The sequence below is a fragment of the Erwinia sp. AnSW2-5 genome, from assembly GCF_045107195.1.
Lineage (GTDB): Bacteria > Pseudomonadota > Gammaproteobacteria > Enterobacterales > Enterobacteriaceae > Erwinia.
This window is the reverse complement of sequence record NZ_JBJGXA010000005.1, coordinates 1-26116: the sequence shown is the minus strand read 5'-3', so window position 1 is coordinate 26116 and position 26116 is coordinate 1. Positions and strand designations below refer to the sequence as shown.

Below are 26116 nucleotides of genomic sequence, written 5' to 3'. Positions count from 1 at the left end.
AAGGGTGGTTACTGATGCAAATGTCCCTGGAAGTATTCGGACAGTTTCGCCGCAAGCGGTTACTCATCGCTGCGGTTGTTGCCGCGTTGGTGCTCATTCTCACATTAACCTTCCGTTTTATGGAAGAGAAAGGCCGAATAGAGCAGCAATCGCGCACATTTGCCGATAATGCCATCCAGCGTTTTGATCGCATGTTTTCGCCACTGGATGTGGCGGCGAATAACACGATTGGTCTGGTAGGGCTCACCTGTGGCGACATACGTTTCCCACTGATTGAGAAGCTGGCATCGTTACAGACGGTCAGATCCATTTTACTGGTCGATGAAGACCGGATTTATTGTTCGAGCATTTATGGCAGTTCGGATATTCCTTTTACTGATAACTACCCCGAACTGGCGGTGAATAACCAGCGAATGATGCTGGCTGTGGATGAACACCTGATTAAAGGTTCTCCAGTATTACTGCTCTGGACACCGCGTTCGCTGGATAACCGTTCAGGCATTATTCAGATCATCAACATTGAGCTGATGACCAACTATCTGCTGGAGCCAACGCTCCCCTGGGTAGATCGCGCCATTTTCAATGTCGGAGGAAAGAGTCTCGAATACGGGAATCCAATGATTGAACCGGCGGTGCCGTCGGAGGATGAAGTCAGCTACGAAGAGTCGTCGTTACGTTACCCGTTCTCTATTACCCTGTTCGGACCCTCGCCTACCCGTCTGGCGTTGATGACGGTACCTTCGCAACTGCCGCTGGCGCTGCTGTTAAGTTTACTGATGGGATACATTGTCTGGCTGGCGACCGCCAACCGCATGAGTTTGTCCTGGCAAATCAGCTATGGCATTACCGCACGCGAGTTTATGGTTTACTGTCAGCCGCTGATTAACGCGCGCAGCGGTGGCTGTGACGGTATTGAGCTGCTGTTACGCTGGCATAACCCACGTCAGGGATGGATACCGCCGGATGTGTTTATCCCGCTGGCTGAACGGCAGAACTTGATTGCTCCACTGACACGCTTTGTTATCAGTGAGGTGGTTCGCCATCTGCCCGATCTGCCAGCCTGTAAGTCGTTTCATATTGCTATCAACGTTGCGGCAAGCCACTTCCACGATCGGGCGATTATTGATGATTTACAGCGCCTGTGGTGGCCGGCAAACCCGAAGCCTCAGCTTATTGTTGAGCTGACAGAGCGTGATTCACTGCCGGTAGTCGATCAGCGTGTTGTCTCACATCTGCATAAGATTGGGGTTAAACTGGCGATTGATGACTTCGGTACGGGGCACAGTTCGCTCTCCTACCTGAAGACTCTCAGCCCGGACGTGCTGAAAATCGATAAGGTGTTCACGGCAGCAATTGGAACCGATGCGATTAATGCAACAGTGACCGATATGGTGATCTCTCTGGCGCAACGGCTGAATATCAGCCTGGTGGCCGAAGGGGTAGAAACGGCAGAACAGGCCGCTTATCTTCGCGAGAAAGGCGTGGATGTGTTGCAAGGTTACTTCTATGCGCGCCCGATGCCGTTAGAAGATTTCCCAGACTGGCTGGTGAATCATGAAGAAACACTGGAAACCTGATCGAAAACGGGCAGACCTTTGCAGGGTCTGCCCGTAACATTATTGCTAAGGGGCCTGGTGAATACCTGGCCCCTTTATTTTTTAATGGCCGTCTTCGTCGTGCTCATCGCGCTGTTTCGTCACACGAACCAGGTCAATGCGATAATCGGTGGCTTCGATAATCTGGAAGCGCAGCGGTAGCAGTTCAATCACTTCGCCAGGCTTAGGTAACTGCCCTTTCTGCTCAATCAGCAGGCCCGCCAGCGAGGCATGATCGTCTTCCGGCCTCACCAGTTCCTGCGTATCCAGCAACTGTTGTAGCGAGTGCAGATCCGTCCCGCCTTTGACCAGCCAGCCATCACCATCAGCGATAATATCCGGGGTTTCATCTTCGTCCGGGAACTCGCCCGCGATTGCTTCCAGCACATCCAGCGGCGTAATCAGCCCCTGTACCACACCGAACTCACTGGTCACCACCACAAAGCTGCCTTTGGCACGGCGCAGCACGCCCAGCAGATTCAGCGGGTCAAGTGTCTCTGGTACGATAATCGGCGGTGTGGCTGATGCGAAGCTGGCGACATCCAGACCGTGTTCCAGGGCAACCAGCAGCTCTTTGGCACGCACCACCCCGATAATCTCATCCAGCTCACCACGGCAGACCGGGAATAAGCTGTGTGGCGTATCCAGAAGCTGAATGCGAATTTCATCTATCGGACGCGTTGCATCCACCCAGGAGATCTCGCCGCGCGGTGTCATGATGCTGCGCACGGAGCGTGAAGCCAGGGTCAGTACGCCGTTGATCATGTAACGCTCTTCGTCTTTAAACGCTTCCTGCGGCATGATGGCGGCGACTTCGCTGCTCTCACTGCCGTGGTTTTCGTTCTGGCGACGGCCGCCCATCAGGCGCTGAATCGCCTCGGCGGTACGCTCACGCATCGGTCGCCTTTCCTGATGGCGCATAAAGTTATGGCGCGCAATCTGGTTGAACAGCTCAATCAGGATTGAGAAGCCAATCGCGGCATACAGGTAACCTTTCGGAATATGGAAACCGAATCCTTCTGCCACCAGGCTGAGACCAATCATCAGCAGGAAGCTCAGACACAGCACGACCACCGTCGGGTGCGCGTTGACGAAGTTTGTCAGCGGCTTGGAAGCCAGCAACATAACACCCATCGCGATCACCACGGCAGTCATCATAATGGCGAGGTTGTTGACCATCCCGACCGCTGTGATCACCGCATCAAGCGAGAACACGGCATCAAGAATAACGATCTGCACCACCACCGACCAGAAACTGGCATAGCCTTTATTACCACCGGCATTCATGTCACGGTTTTCAAGCCGTTCATGGAGTTCCATGGTGGCTTTGAATAACAGGAACAGTCCCCCGAGCAGCAGAATAAGGTCGCGGCCGGAGAAGCTGAAGTCGCCAAGGCTAAACAGCGGGGTGGTTAACGTCACTATCCATGAAATCAGCGACAGCAGCCCCAGACGCATAATCAGCGCCAGTGACAGGCCAATAAGACGCGCTTTATCGCGCTGCTTCGGTGGCAATTTGTCTGCAAGGATGGCAATAAAAACCAGGTTATCAATACCCAGCACAATCTCAAGAACGATGAGCGTGAAGAGACCTGCCCAGATTGAGGGGTCTAAGAGAAATTCCATGACAGACTCCGGAAAAAGGAACGGGAATACGCAGCAGACGTTCGAATGAGCGTGCAGCAGGGATGACAACAAGTGGAATGTACGGTTACGTCAGGAGACGTTAAAAGCGATACCGGAAAGCCCGGCGGCATGATTAAGCGACTTCGGTGACAGTCCATAGGGAGGGCTGAGGCCCGTTACTCCTGTATTGAAAAAGGATCCCTACTCTATCAGGTGAAACATGCGCGGCAAAATAATTTCTTACATTCCCGCAGGCGTTGTTCATTTCTGGATAATGTTTCACCCAGGTTCCAGAAATCGCGATTAACGTCTAAATAGCTGAGCACCGTCACATAATTTATTTTTTCGCGTACTAAAATAATTCCCGTTACTACGCTGTGTGTTTAAAGGCGCTGATACGTTTTCACCGCCTGCAATAAAAGTTGGACCTCAATCATACTGGATGCAACAGGATTCAGGTGAACCTCGCGCGGCTTGCAAACTGAGCCGTTGCCAACTGATACAGGAGGTAGCAAGTGACTATTGCTATAGTGATTGGCACGCACGGCTGGGCAGCAGAACAACTGCTGAAGACCGCCGAAATGCTGTTAGGGGAACAGGAAAATGTCGGCTGGATCGACTTTGTCCCCGGGGAAAACGCCGAGACGTTGATAGAAAAATACCAGGCGCAGCTGGCAAAGATGGACAGTACGCAGGGCGTGCTGTTTCTGGTTGATACATGGGGAGGCAGCCCGTTTAACGCCGCCAGCCGCATTGTGGTTGATAAACCAGGTTACGACGTTGTCGCCGGGGTCAATATTCCGATGCTGGTCGAAGTGCTGATGGCACGTGACGATAATCCCACGTTTGATGATCTGGTCGCACTGGCCGTTGAAACCGGGCGCGAGGGCGTCAAAGCACTGAAAGCCAAAATCCCTGAAGCTACACCTGTCGCTAAACCAAAAGCCCCTGCCGCTCCGCAGGCTCCTCTTCTGCCCGGTGAACATATGAAAATCGGGCTGGCGCGTATCGATGACCGCCTGATCCACGGGCAAGTTGCCACACGCTGGACCAAGGAAACCAACGTCACACGCATTATTGTCGTCAGTGATGAAGTGGCCGCTGACAAGGTACGTAAAACGCTCCTCACTCAGGTGGCTCCACCCGGTGTCACCGCTCATGTGGTGGATGTCGCCAAAATGATCCGTGTGTGGGATAACCCGAAATACGGCAAAGACAAAGTCATGCTGTTATTCACCAATCCGACTGACGTTGTCCGCCTGGTTGAAGCCGGTGTCACCATCCCCTCGGTGAATATCGGAGGCATGGCCTTCCGCCAGGGCAAAACCCAGGTGAACAATGCAGTCTCGGTTGATGAGAAAGATATTGAGGCGTTTAAAAAGCTAAACGATCGCGGTATTGAGCTGGAAGTACGCAAAGTGTCCAGCGATCAGCGGCTCAAAATGATGGATCTGATCGGCAAAATAGCTCAGTAGCCCGTGGCCTGATGTTTCAGGTTGAACTCCGTTCTGGCATTAAAGAGGAAAAGTGTAATGGAGATTACCACGCTGCAAATTGTTCTGATTTTTATCGTCGCCTGTATTGCAGGTATGGGATCGATCCTCGATGAATTTCAGTTCCACCGGCCATTAGTGGCCTGTACGTTAATTGGTGCCGTTCTCGGCGATATGAAAACCGGCATCATCATCGGCGGTACGCTGGAGATGATCGCCCTGGGCTGGATGAACATTGGTGCCGCTGTGGCGCCCGATGCGGCGCTGGCGTCGATCATCTCAACTATCCTGGTTATTGCCGGTGGGCAAAGTGTGGGTGCCGGTATTGCCCTCGCCATCCCGCTAGCCGCTGCCGGTCAGGTGCTCACGATTATTGTGCGTACTATTACTGTCGCCTTCCAGCATGCGGCTGACAAAGCCGCCGAGAAAGGTAACTTAAGCGCTATCTCATGGATCCACGTTTCCGCGCTGGTCTTGCAGGCCATGCGTATCGCCATCCCGGCACTGATTGTTGCCGTTTCTGTCGGCACCCATCTGGTGCAGGAATTGCTGAACTCAATTCCAGACGTGGTGACCAACGGTCTGAATATTGCCGGTGGCATGATCGTGGTGGTCGGTTACGCGATGGTCATTAACATGATGCGTGCGGGTTATCTGATGCCGTTCTTCTACCTCGGCTTCGTGACCGCGGCATTCACCAGCTTCAACCTGGTCGCGCTGGGCGTGATCGGCGTGGTGATGGCCATCCTGTATATCCAGCTGGCACCGAAATATAACCGTGTTGCTGGAGCACAGGCGTCAGGCCCGGCGAATAATGACCTTGATAACGAACTCGATTAAGGAAAGGTGAGAGAAATGGTTGATACAACTACCACTACGCAGAAGAAATTAACACCAGGCGACATCCGTGGTGTGTTCTTACGCTCAAACCTGTTCCAGGGTTCGTGGAACTTCGAACGCATGCAGGCGCTGGGATTCTGTTATTCCATGGTGCCGGTGATCCGCCGTCTGTACCCGGAGAACAACGACGACCGTAAACAGGCGATTAAACGCCATCTGGAATTTTTCAACACCCATCCGTATGTTGCCGCACCGGTGCTTGGCGTGACAATGGCGATGGAAGAGCAGCGTGCGAACGGTGCCGCCATCGATGACGCCGCGATTAACGGCATCAAGGTGGGCCTGATGGGACCGCTGGCCGGTGTGGGTGACCCGATCTTCTGGGGAACCGTGCGCCCGGTATTTGCGGCACTGGGTGCCGGTATCGCCATGAGTGGCAGCCTGCTTGGCCCGCTGCTGTTCTTCGTACTGTTTAACTTTGTGCGTTTGCTGGTACGTTATTACGGCGTGGCTTACGGTTATCGCAAAGGGGTGGATATCGTCAGTGATATGGGCGGCGGCTTCCTGCAAAAACTGACTGAGGGGGCATCCATTCTCGGCCTCTTTGTGATGGGGGCGCTGGTCAATAAATGGACTCACGTTAACGTGCCGTTGGTCGTATCGAGGATCACCGACCAGACCGGGAAAACCACCGTCACCACCGTGCAGTCGATTCTTGATCAGCTGATGCCAGGCTTAATTCCGCTGCTGCTTACCTTCGGATGTATGTGGCTGCTGCGTCGTAAAGTCAACGCGTTGTGGATTATTATGGGCTTCTTCGTGATTGGTATCTTCGGTTACTGGGTCGGCCTGCTGGGCGTTTAACCGCGCATTGCTACAACATTTTCTATCAGGGGCCAGCACAGTCTGGCCCTTTTTTTGGACGCTGATATGTTTTTGACTGATTACCTGATTGTTCTGTCTATTGTTTTGATTTTTCTTTATGCGATCTACGACGAACTGATCATGGACCACTTGCATGGCCCAACGCGGCTGAAAGTGCTGTTGCAGCGGCGTAACAAACTCGACAGCATGATTTTCGTCGGTCTGTTAGCAATCCTGCTGTACAAAAATGTCAGTGACCAGGGGCCGCAGATCACCACCCTGCTGCTGATGGCGCTGGGTGCGTTAACGGCGTGGTTATTCTGGATCCGCGCGCCGAAGCTGCTGCTTAAGCAGCATGGCTTTTTCTACGCTAACCTTTTTATTCCGTGGGAGCGGATCAGCGCCATCAACCTGTCTGAAGATGGCGTGCTGGTGATTGCACTGGAAAAACGTCGTTTACTGATCCATGTGCGTCAGCTCGACGATCTGGAGAAGATTTATCAGGTCATGCTGGAGAGTCGTTAGCATCCATCGCGATGGCCGGGGCGGTATCGCGCTGCCACAGACGCAGGGTAAAGTCGGTCTCACAGGAGAACTGCTCGGTAGTGGCCAGGATGCCCCACACTTCAGGGCGCGCACGCCAGGCGAAGGGCGTCATCTGTAACAGCGCGCCAGACTCTTCGCTGTTCAATGTCATGGGATAGCTTAGCTGCTGCTCTTCGACCAGCGTAAAGCCCGGCATCTCTTCAGGCGTGGTATCGTGCAACTGCACATCCTGGTAGATCAGCGCTTTAAACTGCATCAGATGGCGCGGACCGGGCGTCACTGTCAGCACATAACCCTGCGGCCTGATCACGCGCGCCAGCTCCTCTGCTTTGCAGGGAGCGTAAATGCGCAGCACGGCATCAAACTGGTGATCGCTGAACGGCAGGCGATGGCTGGACGCCACGCAGAACTCAACATTCCGATAACGCTTTGCCCCGGCACGCACGGCAATCTTCGCCACATCCAGACCGTAGACTTTCGCCTCCCCCTGCGCTTCCAGACGGTTGGCCACTTCATGCGTGTAATACCCTTCCCCACAGCCAATATCCAGCACACTGACTGGCGATTGCGGTAAAACACGCACCAGCAAATCACAGACCTGTTGCTGTAGTGGTTGATAGTGCCCGGCATCCAGGAAGTTACGTCTCGCCTGCATCATGTCAGCACTGTCACCGGGCTGTTTAGAGCGTTTATGCTGTACCGGCAGCAAATTGACATAGCCCTCTTTTGCCTGATCAAACTGATGATGATTCAGGCAACTGTAGACGCGCTGGTTAAACAGCAGCGGTTGCTGGCAGAGAGGACACTGGTACGACATAACAACACTCCATAAACAGATGACGCGGCAGTTTACTGCAAAGCCCGGTGAAAATCCCGCAGACAATGATGCAAAAAAGCCCCGTCATTTCTGACGAGGCTTTAGTATTCAGATTTCAGCCTGGATTACACGCAGGGCGGCAATGACAGGCTCAGATCGAAAATTAGATAGCGGTGACGTTCACAGCAGCAGGGCCTTTCTGGCCGTCCTGGATTTCGAACTCAACGTTCTGGCCTTCAGCCAGAGTTTTGAAGCCATTACCCTGGATTGCAGAGAAATGTACGAATACATCTTTGCTGCCGTCAGCAGGAGTGATGAAACCAAAACCTTTAGACTCGTTGAACCACTTAACCTGACCTTTAATCTTTGCCATTTTGCAAATTCCTTAGAGTGTTTATTCGCCCGTGGGCTTTACTTACAGAAAAACCAGAGACATTACTGCATGAGGCACTAAATTAAAGATCGGCAAGGAAGTGGAATTCAACGTCAACGTCTTTACTCAGAACTTCTTTACTGAAGATGCCATACATAAACAGAACTGTACCTCGTTTTACCCGAATGTTTTATCACATATCCGTTAATTAATGGCAAGTCATTTTTAAACAGAGATAGAGATGTCGCACACATTTGAAACGATAGCCGATACAGATTGCACATTAATGCATGAAGCTTCATCAACGATGAACACATTCCCCTGCTGAACCCTTTCACTGCCTGTTCAGTGTTGCGATATCTTAAACCGCAGATAGCATGAAGTCTAGGCTGATACTGCATAAACCTGATATTTTATGCTGAAATCATTGCATAAATATGGCAAAGCATTGATGAAAGTTATCGTTGATAAACACCCGATAAATGGGGTGATCTGTTTTTAACTGTACAAAAATCCGGCATTGGCGCCAATGTATATTTGTATTGCACCAAAATCATGAAAGTCGCCATCTCTATGCCCCATTTAAAAGCATTGATCTCACCACGTGTATTATCAAAATCATATCAATCTATTTGCATTATTAGATTCGGGTTTCTTAATTTTCACCGCGATATAAGAAAACAGCGTTAAGGTCAATCCGACTTGATATTATCCAGCATCATTTTACCACCGATTATCCACGGCTTAAAACGGGCCAAACCCAGCCCTGCGGACTGCATTACCTGCACGAGTACGCGAGGCGGTTCATCCAGCGACTCATCAGCAAGCTCGAACACCCCCCAATGGATCGGGATCGTCACGGGTTCACCTATTGCATGGTGCAACGATACCGCCTGGTCCGGGTCCATATGTTGGCCCTGCATGAACCATTTTGGTGCATAAGCACCAACCGGCAAGGCGGCAAGCGTAAACGGTCCTAACCGACGAGGGATCTCCAGCAGACTGTCTGAATAACCACTGTCACCGCTAAACCAGAAATTAAGCGTCGGATTTTGTATCACCCAGCCGCACCAGAGTGAGCGATTTCGATCCCAGAGCGTGCGCATACTCCAGTGACGTGCAGGCACCGCGTGAAGGGTAAGTCCGCACGTTTGCACCTGCTGCCACCAGTCCAGGGACACGACCTGACGCGCGCCAATATGCTTAAACCACGTTTCCAGTCCCAGTGGCACCACAAAGGTGACGTGCGGAAAACGACGCAGAATTTTTTTTATCGTTGGACGGTCAAGATGGTCGTAATGATTGTGGGAGATCAGCACCACATCTAAGCGAGGTAAATCGTCAATAGCCAACGCAGGCGGCGTTTTACGCTGCGGGCCATAGAAACTGAGAGGAGAAGCGCGTGACGAGAGCGCCGGATCGATCAGGGTATAATGTCCGGCTGTCCGTAACAGCAAACAGGCATGACCCAGCCACCAGACGGTATCCTGCTCACCGCTGAGATCGGCGGGCTGCCACCATTGTCTGATGAACTGTTCATAGCCTTGCGCTGGTGGACGGGGCAATCCCTGCTGCTTACGCTCTTGCCGCCAGCGCTTGAGATCGCCGTTCTGACGCAGGTCCGGCTCCAGGTTACGAAACCCCTCCGGTGTATGGTGAGGTTGCGCAGGGTTAAACCAGGGATTCTGCCAGGCCATTGACGGCTCCTTTATGGAATTAACGCTCCGGGATCAGACGGGTAAAGTCTTTGTTCTCAGTGGTATCCGGCGTTTTTTCTGCCTGCTCTTTACCGGCGACCGAGTCGGTCAGGCGGCGCAGCAACGTATTCTGTTTTTTCTGCTCTTCCAGCAGCGCTTCCAGCAACTGAATCTGCTGGTTTGCCCTGACGCTGGCCCGATTCACAAAAAACCAGACAACCAACCCGATAATGACCAGCACGGTCACCACACCCATTGACGCGATATCCATCGCACCTGTCGTCATTTCGTTCATACATGCCTCAAAACTGAAAATGGGCTACCGAAGTACGGTAGCGCCGCAGACATGATTTTACCTGCTCAGGCGTTAATTGATAGCTGCATCACAAAATACTCACGGTGCGACGGCAGAAATGATCAGCGCTTTCAGTATCCTCTTATCGATTTCACTACCAGTAACCTGCATGCTGCTATGCTTAGCGCGGGCAGTGAGGACACAGCCTGAACAATAATAAGGGGATACACATGAAATTTTTGCTACGGATCGTTGCACTGCTGGTCATCATCTGGCTGGCGATGCTATTGACAGGTTATGGCATTCTGACAGGCAGCAACAAAAATGTCGCGGGTATGGGGCTTCAGTGCCAATATCTGACGGCGCGCGGTATGGTGATTGCGCAGTATCTGCATACAGATAGCGGGATTATCGGCGTGACGGATTGCCCTCTGTTGAGGAAAAGTACGGAAGTGGTCGACAACTGACAAACAAACGGGCCAGCACACTGCTGGCCCGTTCAGCATCAGAAGGGATAGCTGTGGTAGCCCATCTGCTCGGAGATGTTTTTCGCCGCCAGATGCAGCATCGCAACATACCCTTTTTTATGTTCTTCCGAGAAGCGAATAGTCGGGAATGAAATACTCAGACCGGCAATGACGACACCAAAGCGATCGAATACCGGCACAGCGATACAACGCAGCCCCTCTTCCTGCTCTTCATTATCCTCCCCGAAGCCCTGAGAACGCACCTGGTCCAGCGCGGGCAGCAGTGCAGCCGCACTGTCGAGCGTCCTTGACGTGCTGCGGGTAAACTCGACACCCTCCAGAATCTCTTCTACTTCAGTGCGGTCTCGCCAGGCCAGCAGGACTTTACCAATTGCCGTACTGTGCAGCGGATTACGGCGACCAATGCGGGAATACATTCGCAGGTTGTATAACGAATCCACCTTATGGATGTAAACGATGCTGTCTTCTTCCAGGGCACCCAGGTGAATCGTTTCTTTCGTCTGGCGCGAAATATCACGCATCTGCACATCGGCACTGCGGATCAGATCGACATTCTGTAACGCTTTTGCCCCGAGTTCGAACAGTTTAAGGGTCAGTGCATACTTCTCGGACTCCCCTTCCTGCGAGACATATCCCAGGGTTTTCATCGTCTGGAGGAAACGGTAAACAGTACTTTTCGACATCATCACTCGCTGTGAAAGCTCGGTGATGCCATTTTCACGCTCTTCGCCCAGCGCCTGCAAAATGCCAAACACTTTCATAACCGAAGAGACGGAATCTGGTTGTTTATCTGAATCGGCACTGATCATGTTTTACCTTTATGTGTTTTATAAAAAATGGAACGCTATTTCCATTATACGACCCGCCCTCTGCGTGTGCAACGACCAGCGCGTGATGGCGGACACATCCGGTGATAGTTTTCAGCCAGTTACAGACTGGAAAAAATCGTAAAAACCATTAGCATGGTGATATTCGCCCTTCTTATTATTTCATCACCATGCCTCCTGAATCTCCGACCGACGGTTTACCGTTACCCCAACGCTACGGGGCAATTCTAGCCATTGCACTCGGCATTACTGTCGCTGCGCTTGATGGTGCCATTGCTAACGTTGCACTACCGACCATCGCCCGCGAGCTGCATGCCAGCCCGGCGCAGTCCATCTGGATTGTGAACGCCTACCAGTTGGCGATAATTGTCTCGCTGCTGTCGCTCTCCTTTCTCGGCGATATGCTGGGTTATCGCCGCATCTATCAGTGGGGTCTGGTGCTGTTTACCTGCACGTCACTATTCTGTGCGCTCTCTGATTCACTGAGCATGTTAACGTTCGCCCGCGTGTTGCAGGGATTTGGCGGCGCAGCACTGATGAGCGTTAACACCGCACTGATACGGATTATCTACCCACAGCGCCATCTCGGGCGCGGCATGGGGATAAATTCGTTGATTGTCGCTGTTTCCAGCGCCGCCGGGCCAACCGTGGCCGCTGCGATACTGTCTGTTGCCTCCTGGCAGTGGCTATTCCTGATCAATATCCCGGTCGGCATTGCCGCACTGTATCTGGCCCTGCGTTTTCTGCCAGACAATCAGCAAAAGTCTCAGGGACAGCGTTTTGATGTCACCAGCGGCGTAATGAACGCCCTCACCTTCGGCTTGCTTATCTCGCTACTGAGTGGCTTCGCCCAGGGTGTGGATGGACGGCTGTTGCTGGCAGAGCTGCTGTTACTGCTGGTCGTCGGTACTCTGTTTATTCGTCGTCAGCTTAAGATGACGTTCCCGCTGCTGCCGGTGGATCTTTTCCGTATTCCGGTCTTTGCGTTGTCGATTGGCACATCGGTGTGCTCTTTCTGTGCACAAATGCTGGCAATGGTTTCACTGCCGTTCTTTTTGCAAAGCGTACTGGGCCGCAGCGAGGTCGCCACAGGGCTACTGCTGACGCCCTGGCCGCTGGCCACCATGGTGATGGCGCCGATTGCTGGCAGGCTGATTGAACGCGTTCATGCCGGGTTGCTGGGCGCTATTGGCCTGGCCATGTTTGCCAGCGGGTTGTTTGCTCTCGCTTTATTGCCTGCCAACCCTGCTGACGTCGATATTATCTGGCGCATGATGTTATGCGGTGCCGGATTTGGTCTGTTCCAGTCGCCCAACAATCACACCATTATTTCCTCTGCACCACGCCATCGTAGCGGTGGTGCCAGTGGAATGCTGGGTACAGCAAGGCTGCTGGGCCAGGCCAGCGGTGCTGCGCTGGTGGCCTTGATGTTTAACCTCTACGCCACTCAGGGAACTCACCTCTCTCTGCTGCTCGCTGGCAGCTTTGCCACCGTAGCCGCGCTGGTCAGTGCCCTGCGCATCACTCAGCCCCGCAACGCGTGAGCATAAAAAAACCCGCCGAAGGCGGGTTTTTGACTTAACAGGGTGGGTGGTTACTTCAGGTACTCACCGCTGCGCAACGCTTCAATACGTTTGTCCAGCGGCGGGTGAGACATAAACAGCTCACTCAGCGACTTAGACTTCCCGTTGATGCACAACGCCATCATGCTGCTGGCTTCCTGTGGCTCATAACTGGTTTTCAGACGTTGCAGTGCGGCAATCATCTTGTCACGACCGGCCAGGCGCGCAGCACCTGCATCTGCATGGAACTCACGATGACGTGAGAACCACATGGTGATGATGCTGGCGACAATACCGAAGACCAGTTCCAATACCATTGAAACCACAAAGTACACCATCGGGTTACCGTTGCTGCCGCCTTCTTCATCGCGGTTGCCAGACATAAAGCCTGCCGCCAACTGCGCTAAAATACGCGAGATGAAGATCACAAAGGTGTTCACGATACCCTGAATCAGCGTCATGGTGACCATGTCACCGTTAGCGATATGGCTGATTTCATGCGCCAGCACCGCTTCGGCTTCATCACGGCTCATGTTCTGCAACAGGCCGGTTGATACTGCGACCAGCGAAGCATCACGACGAGCACCCGTTGCAAAAGCATTGATATCGGGTGCATGGTAAACAGCCACCTGCGGCATCGCAATGCCTGCCTGCTGTGCCTGGCGGCCTACGGTTTCCATCAGCCAGCGTTCGGTTTCGTTACGCGGCTGTTCAATCACTTCACCGCCAACGGAACGTAACGCCATCCATTTCGACATCAGCAGTGAAACAAACGCACCGCCGAAGCCAAACAGACCCGCCATGATCATCAGGCCCATCACACTGCTTGACTGGATCCCTGTCAGGCTGAGGATCAGCCCGAAAACCACCATAACCCCAAGGTTGGTTAACAGGAAAAGAGCAATACGCATCATAAAATTTATTCTTCCTCAGTTATTCCGCTATTCGCGTAACACCATCGTAAGGTCAATATTGCGCAATTCAAGCACTCTTAATCTTTAAGTGCTTAAAAAGACATAACTTTACACTTTGTCTTACTTTTTACGCGCCATGCTAGGAGGGATAAAAAAAGGCACAGCGAATGCTGTGCCTGTTGGGCTTATTTCGCCGCAGCGGGGGTCGCTGGCGGCTGCTGTTTTTCCAGCTGCGCCAGGTCTTCAGCAATCTTCACCGTTTCATCAAGATACGGGTCCGGCTCTTTGTAATCTTTCGGCAGATCGTCCAGTTTCACCAGGGCTTTTTTGCCTTCTGCTTTCAGGCGCGCATTGATGCGCTCCAGACGCAGAGCATCATCTTCACGGTTCTCTTTCTCGCGCTCGACAAGATTAAGCGAGATGATATTGCGCTTCGCTTTATTCGCATTGAAGCGAGCAATATCTTTGATGATGTACTGGAACTCGGCATCTTTCGCGATGCGATCCTGATGTTCCTGGATCAGTTTCGGTTCCAGCGGCTTGAGGTCACCGATTTTCACGTAGGTCGCAGCTTTGACGCTGTCCCACGGCAGTGCGTTGTCCTCAAACTTCTCGCCTGTTTCTACCGCCTCTACGCCGGTTGGCATCAACAGATCCGGGGTTACCCCTTTACGTTGCGTGCTGCCGCCGTTAATGCGGTAAAACTTCTGAATGGTGTACTGTACAGATCCCAACGCTGGCCACTCAGGGCGTAGCATCTGATCGTAAATACGATTCAATGAACGATACTGCTGCACAGTGCCTTTACCGAAGGTCGGTTCACCGACAATCAGTGCACGACCATAATCCTGCATCGCAGCGGCAAAGATTTCAGACGCTGATGCACTGAAGCGGTCAACCAGCACCACCAGCGCACCTTTGTAATAGGTCACACCGTCATTGTCGCTATCCTGGCGAATTTTTCCGTTATTATCACGAACCTGCACAACAGGGCCGCCAGGGATAAACAGACCAGACAGCGATACCGCTTCCGTCAGAGCACCACCGCCGTTGGTACGCAGGTCGATGACAATACTGTCAACATTCTGCTTTTGCAGTTTCTGCAACTGCACCTTCACGTCATCAGTCAGACCAACATAGAAGCCAGGAATATCCAGCACGCCGACTTTCTGTTTGCCAACGTTATGCACGGTCATTTTCACCGCGCGATCTTCCAGACGGATTTTCTCACGTGTCAGCGTGACGGTACGGGTTTTTGTTCCTTTACCGGCAGGCAGGATTTCCAGGCGTACTTTGCTGCCTTTTGGCCCTTTAATCTGCGCAACCACATCATCCAGACGCCAGCCGATTACATCAACAACCGGCTTACCAGGCTGGCCTACACCAACAATACGATCGCCAACGGTGATGGTTTTGCTCTTAGCCGCCGGGCCGCCTGCCACCATGGAGTTGATCACGGTGTAGTCATCATCCATTTGCAGCACCGCGCCAATACCTTCCAGAGACAGGCTCATTTCAGTATTAAACTGCTCGGTGTTACGCGGAGAGAGGTAGTTGGTGTGCGGATCAATTTCGTGCGCAAACGCCGTCATTGCCAGCTGGAAGACGTCTTCGCTGTTGCTCTGCGCCAGACGGCGTACAGCGAACTGATAACGCTTAGTGAGAACCTCACGGATCTCTTTCTCATCTTTACCGGCTAGCTTGAGGCTCAGCTCATCATATTTGACCTTCGCATCCCAAAGAGTGTTGAGCTCTTCGGTACTTTTAGGCCACGGAGCTTTGCTGCGATCGATATCAATGGTGTCATTACCGGTGAAAACCATCGGCTTATTCAATACGGATAGCGCGTACTGATAACGTTCAAAACGGCGTTTCTGTGTCAGATTATACAGATCATAAAACGCCGAAAGCTGGCCGCTTTTGAACTCGTCGCCCAGCGTAGTTTTCTTGTCCGCATATTGCGTAATATCCGACTCCAGCAGCACATTGTGGCTGTAGTCGAGCAGGTTCAAATAGCGCTCAAAGATTTTAACGGAAAAATCTTTGTCGAGATCGAACTGACGATAATGGGAACGGGTGAAACGGGAGGTAACACGCTCACTCACGGTGGCATGCTGTGCTTCCTGATGTAACTGCGGGATTTGATCGGCGCGCGTAATATTGTCGGCCGCAAAAACATTGCCTGCGATAAGCAGGCCCGCAATGATGGTGCTTTTAAAAAGAGTGTTCATGCCCTGATTAGCCTCCGTATCAGAACTGCAAGTGTTCTGCGCGTACTATCATTGCCAGGCCGGAAGCTAACTGCACCCGAACGCCATCTTTGGAAATTTCCAAAATAGTGGCATCCATTGCACTTTTACCTGCGGTAACTTTAATGCTCTGGCCAACTTGCAACGCTGATGTGTCGGTAACCGGTTTACGTGGCTCCGGCTGAGTTTCTGCACGAGGTGCGGAAGAGCCCGGTTCGACCTGAGGACGAGCAGGTTTGCTGCGCACTTTACGTGGCTGCTCACCTTCTGCCGCAGGTTTACGAACAGGTTTGCGCGGACGACGCGGTGTGGTGTCTTCACCCGCTTCACGCTTCTTCGCCTGCTGCTGTTCGCGTTGTGCCTGCACGCGCGCTTTGGCTTCTTCAAGCTGTTTGCGCGCATGTTCAACATGCTGTTCGTCCAGTAGACCACAGGCATTGCCATCGAGGTCAACACGCGCCGCGCCAGCTTTGATGCCATAAAGATAGCGCCAGCTGGAAGTGTAAAGACGCAGTGCTGAACGAAGCTGAGTTTTACTCAGGTTCATTTCGCCCTGCACGCGGTCGACTAAATCCTGAAAGATGCCGATTTTAAGTGGTCGAGCTTCCCCTTCTGCGCTAAAGCATAGTGGAAAACGCTCTGCCAGAAAGGCGATGACTTCTTTGGTGCTATTCAACTTAGGTTGATTTTCCATGAAATTTCCTGATTACAACGGGTTTGCCAATCAGCGCGGGCATGAACAGGCGTCATTATAATGACACCATCAGCAATTGCTACGTGATCCAGCGCTTTAGGTGCGTTTCATGTGAATAAATTTTTCCACATCCGATCCGGCAAGCACCTCACAAAGCCCGTCCGTCAACGCTTTTAGCCCCGCTTCATCCTCACTGTCAAAGCGGTTATATTCCACACTATCAATGTCCAAAACCCCAATGACACTGCCATTAACCACCAGCGGCAACACAATTTCTGCATTACTGGCGGCGTCACAAGCGATATGTCCGGGAAATGCATGCACATCATCCACACGCTGAACGGCATTCTCAGCCACGGCTGTTCCACAGACTCCACGCCCCACAGGAATACGCACACAGGCGATTTTCCCCTGGAATGGACCCAGAACCAGCGTTTTTTCTTCCGTTAACAAATAAAAACCTGCCCAATTAACCCCATCGAGACGTTCGTATAAAAGCGCGCTACAATTGCCCATCACCGCCAGAAAGCTGGTTTCGCCACTGAGTAATGCACGCATATCACGATTGAGGTCGGTATAAAATTCTGCTTTTGTCATTGTTTAACCATTGTCGAAACGATGACGACGCAGTAAAGCTGCATCGCCCGAAAAATTAAGCATTAAAAAACCAGCGGACCAGATGAATCATTCCGTTAGTTACTATAACCTTAGAATTATCCGAATACTGAAGCATGGCTATACTGAGTCTTGCTCTCATGGCGTTAATCAGCCTAACCCTGCCCTGCACCTGCGCTGTTTGGGCTAAAGCACGATCGGGAATATGAAAATACACGCCATCAGTCATGCTCTGCCACAGGCACGTTATCAGCGATGTCCCCAATGCGATACCCTTTTTTCCTTACCAGATGTGAAATCCCGCCAGTCAGCACACTGCCCACGTTGCAATGCGCTTATCCTTAATGGACGTGACTGGTCCATGACACGTCTGGCGGCAATGGCCGTCACGATGATGTTGCTGATGCCGTTCGCGTTTAATGAATCGCTGATGTCGGTGCGTCTGCTGGGAACCAACATTTATGCCAGCCTGCTGGGCGGCATCCTGCAGATGGCGCAACAGGGCGATGTTATTACCGCGTCGATGGTGGCGTTCTGTACCATTGGCGCCCCGGTTACGCTGGTCGCCTCCATTGCTTATCTCTACTTTGGTGAAAAACTGGGCATGAACCTGCGCCCGGTGCTGCTGATGCTCGATCGCCTGAAAGAGTGGGTGATGCTGGATATTTATCTGGTGGGTATTGCCATTGCCTCCATCAAAGTTCAGGACTACGCGTCGATCACACCAGGCATTGGGCTGATTGCCTTCATTATATTGACAATATTGAGCCTGCTGACGTTGATTCACCTGAATGTTGAACAGCTGTGGCATCGTTTCTACCCGCAGCCAAACCCCAATGTGCCCATCGCGCAGTTACAGGTTTGTCTGAGCTGCCACTATACTGGCGTTGCAGACGATCGTGGGCGTTGCACACGTTGCCATACCCCACTCCGTTTTCGTCGTAACTTCAGCCTGCAAAAATCCTGGGCATCACTGATTGCCTCCATCGTGTTGCTGATCCCGGCAAACCTGCTGCCGATCTCAATCATCTACCTCAATGGCGCGCGTCAGGAAGACACGATTCTTTCCGGGATCCTTTCTCTGGCCTCCGGTAATATTCCGGTGGCCATCGTGGTGTTTGTTGCCAGTATCCTGGTGCCCTTCACTAAGGTCATCGTGTTACTGACGCTGTTAATCAGCATTCATTTTAATTGCGAACAGGGGCTGAAAACCCGCATACGCCTGTTGCGCGTGGTGAAATGGGTTGGCCGCTGGTCAATGCTCGACCTCTTTGTTATTTCGTTAACCATGTCGCTGGTCAACCGCGATCAGCTTCTGGCTTTTACAATGGGACCCGCTGCGTTCTACTTCGGATCGGCGGTCATACTTACTATCCTTGCCGTTGAGTGGCTGGATAGCCGTTTACTTTGGGATGCTCATGCAACAGGAAACGCCGACTACACCGACTAGCGCACGCATCAAAAACCGGCGCAAAATATCGCCGTTCTGGTTGCTACCTTTTATTGCGCTGCTGATTGCCGGCTGGCTGATCTGGACTAATTACCAGGAGCGCGGCACGACGGTAACCATCGACTTCGCCACCGCTGACGGTATTGTGCCCGGCCGCACGCCAGTGCGTTATCAGGGGGTGGAAGTCGGTCTGGTGCAGGGCATCAGCATGACTGACGATCTGCGCACCATTAAGATCAAGGCCAGTATTAAAAGCGATATGAGGGATGCCCTGCGTGAAGACACGCAGTTCTGGCTGGTTACACCCAAAGCTTCACTGGCTGGTGTTTCCGGCCTGGATGCGCTGGTCGGGGGCAACTACATCGGGATGATGCCCGGCAAAGGAGAACCGCGCGAAAACTTTGTTGCGCTGGATACTCAGCCGAAATACCGCGTCAATTCGGGTGAAATGATGATCCACCTGCACGCCCCGGATCTCGGTGCACTGAACAGCGGGTCACTGGTTTATTTCCGCAAAATCCCGGTCGGCCGCGTCTACGACTACAGCCTGAATTCTGGCAATAAAGGCGTGACCATTGATGTGCTGATCGAACGACGCTTCACCAATCTGGTGAAAAAAGAGAGCCGCTTCTGGAATGTCTCCGGCGTGAAAGCCGATGTCGGCCTTAGCGGAGCAAAAGTGCAGCTGGAGAGCCTGGCCGCGCTGGTCAATGGTGCGATTGCCTTCGACTCACCGGAAACATCGGAGGCGGCGAAATCCGACGACACTTACGCCCTCTACCCTGACCTGGCACAAAGCCAGCGCGGCGTGATGATCTCGCTCGATCTGCCAGATGGCAAGAATCTGAAGGAAGGCAGTACCCCGCTGATGTATCAGGGGCTGGAAGTTGGCACACTGACAAAAATGACGCTGCTGGACAGCGGAAAAGTCAGCGGTGAACTGACCCTCGATCCCTCCGTGACCAGCCTGATGCGAACAGGAACCCGCATCGAAATGCGTAGCCCGAAAATCAGCCTGAGCGATACCAGCCTCAGTAGCCTGCTGACAGGCAATACGCTTGAGCTGATCCCGGGTGACGGTGAGCCACAAAACCATTATGCGGTTTTGCCGAGCAATGAGTCGCTGTTACAGCAGCCCAACGCGCTTGAGCTGACGCTCAACGCCCCGGAAAGCTACGGCATCGATGCCGGTCAGCCGCTAATGCTGCACGGCATGCGTATTGGTCAGGTGATCAAACGCACCCTGAATGAAAAAGGCGTCACCTTCAATGTTGCCGTAGCCGCCGAGTACCGCCATCTGGTGCATGGCGACAGCAAATTTATCATTAACAGTCGTCTGGATGTGAAGCTGGGCATTGACGGGATGGAAGTGCTGGGTGCCAGCGCACGCGAGTGGGTCGACGGCGGTATCAGACTTGATCCGGGTAATAAAGGTGCGGTGAAAAACAGTTATCCGCTGTATGCCAACAGCGAGAAAGCCGAAGAAGGCATTCTTGGCGACCAGCTGCCCACCACCCTCACCCTGACCGCCAGTAGCCTACCGGATATCCAGGCGGGTTCAGTGGTGCTCTATCGTAAGTTCCAGGTGGGTGAGATTGTCAGCGTGACGCCGCGCTCCGATGCCTTTGACGTTAACGTGCATATCAAACCGGAGTACCGGCGTCTGCTGACGCAAAGTAGCGTCTTCTGGGCCGAAGGCGGTGCGCGCGTGCAGCTTAACGGCAGCGGTCTGACCGTGCAGGCCTCGCCGCTGAATCGTGCGCTGAAGGGGGCGATCAGCTTTGATAATTTAACCGGAGCGGGCGTGGGCTTAACCCGCCAGGATAAACGCGTGCTGTATGATTCAGAAACCGCAGCCCGCGCCGTCGGCAGCCAGATCACACTGCGAACGTATGATGCCAGCAAGCTGGCTGCGGGCATGCCAATCCGTTATCTCGGTATCACCATTGGGCAGTTAGAGTCACTGGCACTGGGAGCCGATAACAATCAGGTTATCGCCAAAGCGGTGCTCTACCCGGAATACGTGCAAGACTTTGCCCGTCTCGGCAGCCGTTTCTCCGTGGTATCGCCGCAGATTTCGGCGGCCGGGGTTAACCATCTGGAAACGCTGTTGCAGCCTTATATCAACGTTGACCCAGGCAAAGGCCGTGCCCAGCGCACCTTTGAACTCCAGGAATCCACCATCACCGACGCACGTTATCTGGACGGGCTGAACGTGGTGATGGACGCCCCTGAAGGCGGTTCACTGTCGGTCGGTACGCCAGTGCTGTTCCGCGGTCTGGAAGTGGGTACGGTGACGGGGACGTCACTGGGCGCAATGGCCGACCGCGTGCAGATTACGCTGCGTATCAGTAAAAAATATCAGCATCTGGTGCGTAATAACTCGGTGTTCTGGCTGGCGTCGGGCTATAACCTGAAATTTGGCCTGATTGGTGGCGTGGTGAAAACCGGGACCTTCCAGCAGTTCATTCAGGGAGGCATTGCCTTCGCAACGCCGCCAACCGTGCCGTTGGCTCCTCAGGCCTCTTCCGGTAAGCACTTCCTGCTAGAGGAAGAAGAGCCGAAAGAGTGGCGCAAATGGGGCACCGCCCTGCCGCAGTAGTGCGGTAAACAGGGCAAAAACACAGCGGGGCCTTATGTCGCAACATAAGGCCCCGCTCTTTATCCGCGATATTTTATAGGAAAAAACAGGTTTTTTTTGGCTTCATATTTTTTACCACTGCCATGACCATGCTAAACTGCGGGCTCTTATTCCCCCCTGGATTCAGCCTGTGTCTCACTCTTCCCGCGTGTATTTCCCGCAAGCCTTTCTCGATCAAATGCAGCAGTTACTGCCAGATAACACCGAATACCAACGTTTTCTTGCCATCAGTGAACAACCTTTGCGTCGCAGCCTGCGCGTCAATACGTTAAAAATCAGCGTGGCAGACTTCCTCGCCCTGGTGGCACCGTATCAGTGGGCATTAACGCCAATTCCGTGGTGTGCAGAAGGATTCTGGATCAGCCGTGACGATGCCGACACGCTGCCGCTGGGCAGCACCGCTGAACACCTCGCCGGGCTGTTTTACATCCAGGAAGCCAGTTCGATGCTGCCGGTCAGCGCACTATTTTCCGGCGATACCTCTCCTGAACGTATTATGGATATGGCGGCTGCACCTGGCTCGAAAACCACGCAAATTGCTGCCCGGATGAATAACCGTGGTGCCATCCTCGCCAACGAGTTCTCCGCCAGTCGCGTGAAAGTGCTGCATGCTAACCTCAGCCGCTGCGGCGTGAGTAATACCGCGATGACCCATTTCGATGGGCGCGTCTTTGGCCCGGCGTTACCAGAATGTTTTGACGCTATTCTGCTGGATGCCCCCTGTTCGGGCGAAGGCGTGATCCGTAAAGATGCGGATGCACTACGTAACTGGTCAGAAGCCAGCACCGCCGACATTGCCGCCACGCAGCAGGATTTGATCAACAGTGCGTTTCATGCCCTGCGCCCAGGCGGCACACTGGTTTACTCCACCTGCACCCTGAACCGCAGTGAAAATCAGCAGGTCATCGCCTGGTTGCAAGAACAGTACCCGGATGCCGTGGAGATTGAACCCCTGAACCAGTTGTTCGATGGCGCGGAACAGGCCGCCACGCCGGAGGGTTTCCTCCATGTGTTCCCGCAAATTTTCGACAGTGAAGGCTTCTTTGTTGCCCGTCTGCGTAAAACAGCCAGCGTTCCTCCCCTGCCGGTGCCGGGCTATAAAGTGGGGAAACCGCCGTTCAGCCCGCTCAATCGTAAACAGCAGGAAGAGGTGATCGCCGCAGCGGCGAAATCGGGGCTGCACTGGGAAGATGACCTGGCGCTGTGGCAGCGTGATAAAGAACTGTGGTTGTTCCCGAGAGCAATGGAAGCGCTGCTGGGTCGTGTACGCTTCTCTCGTATTGGCCTGAAACTGGCTGAAACATTCCCGAAAGGCTACCGCTGGCAGCACGAAGCCGCTATTGCGCTGGCTGACCCGGCGGCAGCCCATGCCGTTGAATTGAGCAGCGGTGAAGCGGAAGAGTGGTATCGCGGGCGGGATATTTATCCTGAACGTGAACTGCCGGGCGATGAGCTGATAATTTGTTATCAGCAGCAGCCCATTGGTATTGCAAAAAAGGTTGGCAGCCGCATCAAAAATAACTACCCACGTGAACTGGTACGCGATGGCAAGCTGTTCAGCGTGTAAACCCACAGCGGCTCTTCGGGGCCGCCAGTAACCTCACAGCCACTCTATTTCGCCATATCATTGAGGCATGGTTTATAGCATTTGCTATAAAGTGATGTTTTTCTGACCTTCACGGATTTGAAAGCGATGAACAACCGCAGGCAGTTTTATCTGATGCTGACTCTGATTACCGCAGGCAGTTTGTTAATTATTGAAGTGCTGGCGCGACTGGTACATTTGATTATCGTGGGATAAGGCGAGATAAACAGGCAGGAAATACAAGGGCCATCACAGCCCCGGTAACAGAATTATTTCAACGCACGCGGGTTTTTACGCAGTGAAGCACTCCAGCTAAAATCTTTCACTTCACTCTCTTTTGCCGCAGACGGTTTACGCGGCTTCTTAGCCAGTACCACTTTGCTGCTTTCGCGCACAACACGCTCTTTCATCACTAAGCGCTTGGCCTCTTTGAGGATCTCTTTCTCTTCTTTCTTACTGGCGACGTGACTCAGTTTATCGGTCAACGTTTTAACCCGCTGCTCCACCAATACTTTCTCATCATCCGTAAACTGGTCGATGGAAATTTCTTTCTCGCTTTTCATGCAACAGGCTCCAGGCCAGTCATCAGTGTTGCGGTTATCCGCAGCACCGGGCCACCTGACATCGTAGAGTGCCGGGCGCTGATGTACAAGTCACGATGGCAGAAAGAGGGGGTTAAATCGTCCAAATGTCACCATGAAACACTTATGCGACTCCATTCGGCATGATTTCTTACTGGCCGGACTTCCCTTCTACGATCGGCACGCATTGCTCTGCCCTGCGGTAACATGCAAACATAGCGTCAGAATGATCATCAAGGACTCAGCACAGGCTGAGAGTCACGGAGCTATTATCATGTCTGACAACGATGTTTACACTTCCTCCATGCTGTTTCGCATTCGTGGCGACATTGTTGCTATCGCAGAGGATGCACACGGTGAAGTCACCGTGATCGATAACAAAGTCTATCGCCTTCTTAGCTTTGACCGGGTTTTCGAGCAGAGCAAAATGCAGAAAAGCAATCCGGTGATCCCCGTGCACAAATACATTTGTGCCATGTTGATGGCCACGGCGCTGACTCCCGCAAACAGCGTTCTGGTGCTCGGACTGGGTGGCGGATGCCTGATACGTCCACTATTTGCACGCAACCCGCAGATCGCGATTGACGTTGTAGAGCTGCGCCAGGTGGTGCTGGATGTTGCCCTGGCGCATTTTCACCTGCCAGTGACCGCTGATATTCACTATCATGTTGATGATGCCGCCCACTTCATTGCACAGGCCGATCCTGCCCGCTACCAGCTGATTTTTTCTGACCTTTACTCCGCCAGCGCCATTGTGCCATTGCAGTCTTCACGTGAGTTTTTGCGTCAGTGCGCGCAAACGTTACAGCCTGACGGCTGGCTGGTACTGAACCATCCGCAGGCACCGGATGAAGACTCCGCGTTTTCCGATGCACTCACAACACTGTTTCGCACCGTGCTCTACTGCACCACGCCCAGTGGCAATGTGGTGATTTATGCCTGCGTTGGGCATTGCAGCACGGCGCTGACGCAACTGCGCGCCATGATGAAAGCCAGCGGCGAAGGATATCAGTCTGATGTTTCCCTGCTGGCGCACAAAATTTATCGCTGGCCGGGCCAACAGGCCTGAGACCGTTGCTCTGACTTCATTGACTTTAAATGTCCGGCGAACATTGCTGGTAACCGTAGCGTGGTCTACTTTTAGCGATCAAAGGGAATACGTTCATTACCGAGACCATAAACAGAGATAATAAAATGATCATTCAGGGCATTAGTAAGGGATTCTTCATCTTTATACTGGCGGTCACCACGCTGGCTTTTTTTCACATCCTGGGGCCTTATTTTTCCGCGATCCTCTGGGCCGCTATTCTGGCAATTATTTTCCATCCGCTTAAAACCAAAATCAGAAAGCATCTCGGCGATAAAAACGGCCTGGCATCGCTGCTGACGCTGATGGTGATCTGCCTGATTGTGTTTATCCCACTGGCCGTTGTCGCTTCCTCACTGGCAGTGGAGTTCAATGCTCTCTACAACCGTTTACAGGGTAATCAGACTGAGCTCACCACGGTAGCTGCCAGCATTGTGAATCATTTGCCTGACTGGCTGCGTCACTTCCTGCAAGAAAACAATATGAACGATGCCAGCGCCATTCAGGAAAAGCTGTCTGGCGTGGCGATGAAAGGCGGACAATTCTTTGCCGGCAGCCTGATGATGATTGGTAAAAGCACCTTCAGCTTTGCCATCGGCTTTGGCGTGATGATGTATCTGCTGTTCTTCCTTTTGAAAGATGGAGCCTATCTTGTCGGCCTGACGCTGGATGCTATTCCGCTGTCGCAGTTTGTTAAACAGCATCTGTTTGTGAAGTTTGCGGCGGTATCGCGGGCAACAGTAAAAGGGACTGTGGTAGTGGCGGCGGTTCAGGGGGCACTGGGCGGTATTGCTTTCTGGTTTGCCGATATTCAGGGCAGCATTTTGTGGGGGTCACTGATGGCCTTCCTGTCACTGATCCCGGCGGTGGGTTCGGCAATTATCTGGCTGCCTGTTGTGCTGTATTTCTTCTTCACCGGTGCGATGGTGAAAGGCCTGGCACTGACGTTCTTCTTTGTGGTGGTTATCGGTCTTATCGATAACATACTGCGCCCGCTGCTGGTGGGCAAAGACACCAAAATGCCGGACTATCTGATTCTGATCTCCACCCTCGGCGGCATGGAAATCTATGGTCTTAATGGCTTCGTGATTGGTCCCTTGATTGCCGCGCTGTTTATCTCCTGCTGGAACCTGTTGTCCGGTAAGGACCATAAAGGCAACACCGATGAGATCGATCCTGACTTTATCGAGGAAGGCCAGACGCATCAGGAAATTAAAGAAAAAGAGAGCGAATCATAAAATAACGGGGCTGATACTGAACTGCACCCAAAAAGTTGG

General features: G+C 52.8%; 23 protein-coding genes and 1 pseudogene. 12 read left to right on the top strand and 12 right to left on the bottom strand.

The window, feature by feature from the left end; all coding sequences use genetic code 11:
* Positions 1-14 precede the first annotated feature (14 nt).
* Positions 15-1577, top strand: a complete 1563-nt coding sequence (locus ACFL9S_RS04620) for an EAL domain-containing protein (RefSeq protein WP_405260514.1) — start codon at positions 15-17, stop codon at positions 1575-1577.
* 81 nt (positions 1578-1658) lie between these two features.
* Here the strand turns inward: ACFL9S_RS04620 and ACFL9S_RS04615 are convergent, their stop codons facing one another.
* Positions 1659-3221, bottom strand: coding sequence for a TerC family protein (locus ACFL9S_RS04615; RefSeq protein WP_405260512.1), 1563 nt, complete (start codon positions 3219-3221; stop codon positions 1659-1661).
* Positions 3222-3736: 515 nt separating this feature from the next.
* Between ACFL9S_RS04615 and manX the strand changes: the two genes are divergently transcribed.
* The 4 genes from manX (at position 3737) to ACFL9S_RS04595 (ending at position 6943) form a co-directional block, all read left to right on the top strand.
* Complete coding sequence (gene manX, locus ACFL9S_RS04610; protein WP_405260510.1) at positions 3737-4696, top strand: PTS mannose transporter subunit IIAB; 960 nt, start codon at positions 3737-3739, stop codon at positions 4694-4696.
* A gap of 57 nt (positions 4697-4753) precedes the next feature.
* The gene (locus tag ACFL9S_RS04605) at positions 4754-5554 is read left to right on the top strand and encodes a PTS mannose/fructose/sorbose transporter subunit IIC (RefSeq protein WP_405260509.1); all 801 of its coding nucleotides are present in this window, start codon (positions 4754-4756) and stop codon (positions 5552-5554) included.
* 15 nt (positions 5555-5569) lie between these two features.
* A complete protein-coding gene (locus ACFL9S_RS04600) occupies positions 5570-6418 on the top strand; it encodes a PTS mannose transporter subunit IID (protein WP_405260507.1) in 849 nt (282 codons plus the stop codon).
* Between the two features lie 66 nt (positions 6419-6484).
* On the top strand, positions 6485-6943 hold the full coding sequence (locus tag ACFL9S_RS04595) for a DUF986 family protein (RefSeq protein ID WP_405260505.1): 459 nt from the start codon (positions 6485-6487) through the stop codon (positions 6941-6943).
* On the opposite strand, the gene rlmA is transcribed toward ACFL9S_RS04595, so the two are convergent.
* From rlmA to ACFL9S_RS04570, 5 genes and pseudogenes are all read right to left on the bottom strand, one after another.
* Positions 6924-7781 (bottom strand): 23S rRNA (guanine(745)-N(1))-methyltransferase, encoded by an 858-nt coding sequence (gene rlmA, locus ACFL9S_RS04590; protein WP_405260503.1) that lies wholly within the window; start codon positions 7779-7781, stop codon positions 6924-6926. The two genes, ACFL9S_RS04595 and rlmA, sit on opposite strands and share 20 nt — an antisense overlap.
* A 163-nt stretch (positions 7782-7944) precedes the next feature.
* Positions 7945-8154 carry a transcription antiterminator/RNA stability regulator CspE gene (gene cspE / locus ACFL9S_RS04585; RefSeq protein WP_001062678.1) on the bottom strand — a complete coding sequence of 70 codons (210 nt, stop codon included), beginning with the start codon at positions 8152-8154 and terminating at the stop codon, positions 7945-7947.
* 85 nt (positions 8155-8239) lie between these two features.
* Positions 8240-8311 (bottom strand): annotated as a pseudogene (locus ACFL9S_RS04580) (DUF2627 domain-containing protein); the annotation flags it as partial.
* Positions 8312-8846: 535 nt separating this feature from the next.
* Positions 8847-9851, bottom strand: coding sequence for an MBL fold metallo-hydrolase (locus ACFL9S_RS04575; protein WP_405260501.1), 1005 nt, complete (start codon positions 9849-9851; stop codon positions 8847-8849).
* A 19-nt stretch (positions 9852-9870) separates the two neighbouring features.
* Entirely contained in the window at positions 9871-10146 is a 276-nt protein-coding gene (locus ACFL9S_RS04570) for a YebO family protein (protein ID WP_405260499.1), read from the bottom strand.
* A 230-nt stretch (positions 10147-10376) separates the two neighbouring features.
* On the opposite strand from ACFL9S_RS04570, the gene ACFL9S_RS04565 reads away from it, so the two are divergent.
* Complete coding sequence (locus tag ACFL9S_RS04565; RefSeq protein WP_405260498.1) at positions 10377-10613, top strand: YobH family protein; 237 nt, start codon at positions 10377-10379, stop codon at positions 10611-10613.
* Positions 10614-10651: 38 nt separating this feature from the next.
* On the opposite strand, the gene kdgR is transcribed toward ACFL9S_RS04565, so the two are convergent.
* The gene (gene kdgR, locus ACFL9S_RS04560) at positions 10652-11443 is read right to left on the bottom strand and encodes a DNA-binding transcriptional regulator KdgR (protein ID WP_405260496.1); all 792 of its coding nucleotides are present in this window, start codon (positions 11441-11443) and stop codon (positions 10652-10654) included.
* A gap of 188 nt (positions 11444-11631) precedes the next feature.
* Between kdgR and ACFL9S_RS04555 the strand changes: the two genes are divergently transcribed.
* A complete protein-coding gene (locus ACFL9S_RS04555) occupies positions 11632-13005 on the top strand; it encodes an MFS transporter (RefSeq protein WP_405260494.1) in 1374 nt (457 codons plus the stop codon).
* 50 nt (positions 13006-13055) lie between these two features.
* On the opposite strand, the gene htpX is transcribed toward ACFL9S_RS04555, so the two are convergent.
* From htpX to ACFL9S_RS04535, 4 genes are all read right to left on the bottom strand, one after another.
* Positions 13056-13937, bottom strand: a complete 882-nt coding sequence (gene htpX / locus ACFL9S_RS04550) for a protease HtpX (protein ID WP_405260492.1) — start codon at positions 13935-13937, stop codon at positions 13056-13058.
* 185 nt (positions 13938-14122) lie between these two features.
* Positions 14123-16168, bottom strand: coding sequence for a carboxy terminal-processing peptidase (gene prc / locus ACFL9S_RS04545; RefSeq protein WP_405260490.1), 2046 nt, complete (start codon positions 16166-16168; stop codon positions 14123-14125).
* 19 nt (positions 16169-16187) lie between these two features.
* Entirely contained in the window at positions 16188-16880 is a 693-nt protein-coding gene (proQ, locus tag ACFL9S_RS04540; RefSeq protein WP_405260488.1) for an RNA chaperone ProQ, read from the bottom strand.
* Between the two features lie 96 nt (positions 16881-16976).
* Positions 16977-17477: a GAF domain-containing protein gene (locus ACFL9S_RS04535; protein WP_200642411.1), complete on the bottom strand. Its 501-nt coding sequence runs from the start codon at positions 17475-17477 to the stop codon at positions 16977-16979.
* A gap of 223 nt (positions 17478-17700) precedes the next feature.
* On the opposite strand from ACFL9S_RS04535, the gene yebS reads away from it, so the two are divergent.
* The 3 genes from yebS to rsmF all read left to right on the top strand — a co-directional run bounded on the left by yebS (position 17701) and on the right by rsmF (position 23153).
* Positions 17701-18945: a membrane integrity lipid transport subunit YebS gene (yebS, locus tag ACFL9S_RS04530; protein WP_405260486.1), complete on the top strand. Its 1245-nt coding sequence runs from the start codon at positions 17701-17703 to the stop codon at positions 18943-18945.
* Positions 18914-21547, top strand: coding sequence for an MlaD family protein (locus tag ACFL9S_RS04525; protein WP_405260484.1), 2634 nt, complete (start codon positions 18914-18916; stop codon positions 21545-21547). The genes yebS and ACFL9S_RS04525 overlap by 32 nt, the downstream gene beginning before the upstream one ends.
* Positions 21548-21716: 169 nt before the next feature.
* Entirely contained in the window at positions 21717-23153 is a 1437-nt protein-coding gene (rsmF, locus tag ACFL9S_RS04520; RefSeq protein WP_405260482.1) for a 16S rRNA (cytosine(1407)-C(5))-methyltransferase RsmF, read from the top strand.
* A gap of 287 nt (positions 23154-23440) precedes the next feature.
* Here rsmF and ACFL9S_RS04515 read toward each other — a convergent pair whose 3' ends face one another.
* Positions 23441-23734 (bottom strand): hypothetical protein, encoded by a 294-nt coding sequence (locus tag ACFL9S_RS04515; RefSeq protein WP_405260480.1) that lies wholly within the window; start codon positions 23732-23734, stop codon positions 23441-23443.
* A 292-nt stretch (positions 23735-24026) separates the two neighbouring features.
* On the opposite strand from ACFL9S_RS04515, the gene ACFL9S_RS04510 reads away from it, so the two are divergent.
* Positions 24027-24821 carry a spermidine synthase gene (locus tag ACFL9S_RS04510; RefSeq protein WP_405260479.1) on the top strand — a complete coding sequence of 265 codons (795 nt, stop codon included), beginning with the start codon at positions 24027-24029 and terminating at the stop codon, positions 24819-24821.
* Between the two features lie 125 nt (positions 24822-24946).
* A complete protein-coding gene (locus ACFL9S_RS04505; RefSeq protein WP_405260477.1) occupies positions 24947-26077 on the top strand; it encodes an AI-2E family transporter in 1131 nt (376 codons plus the stop codon).
* The last annotated feature ends 39 nt before the right edge of the window (positions 26078-26116 follow it).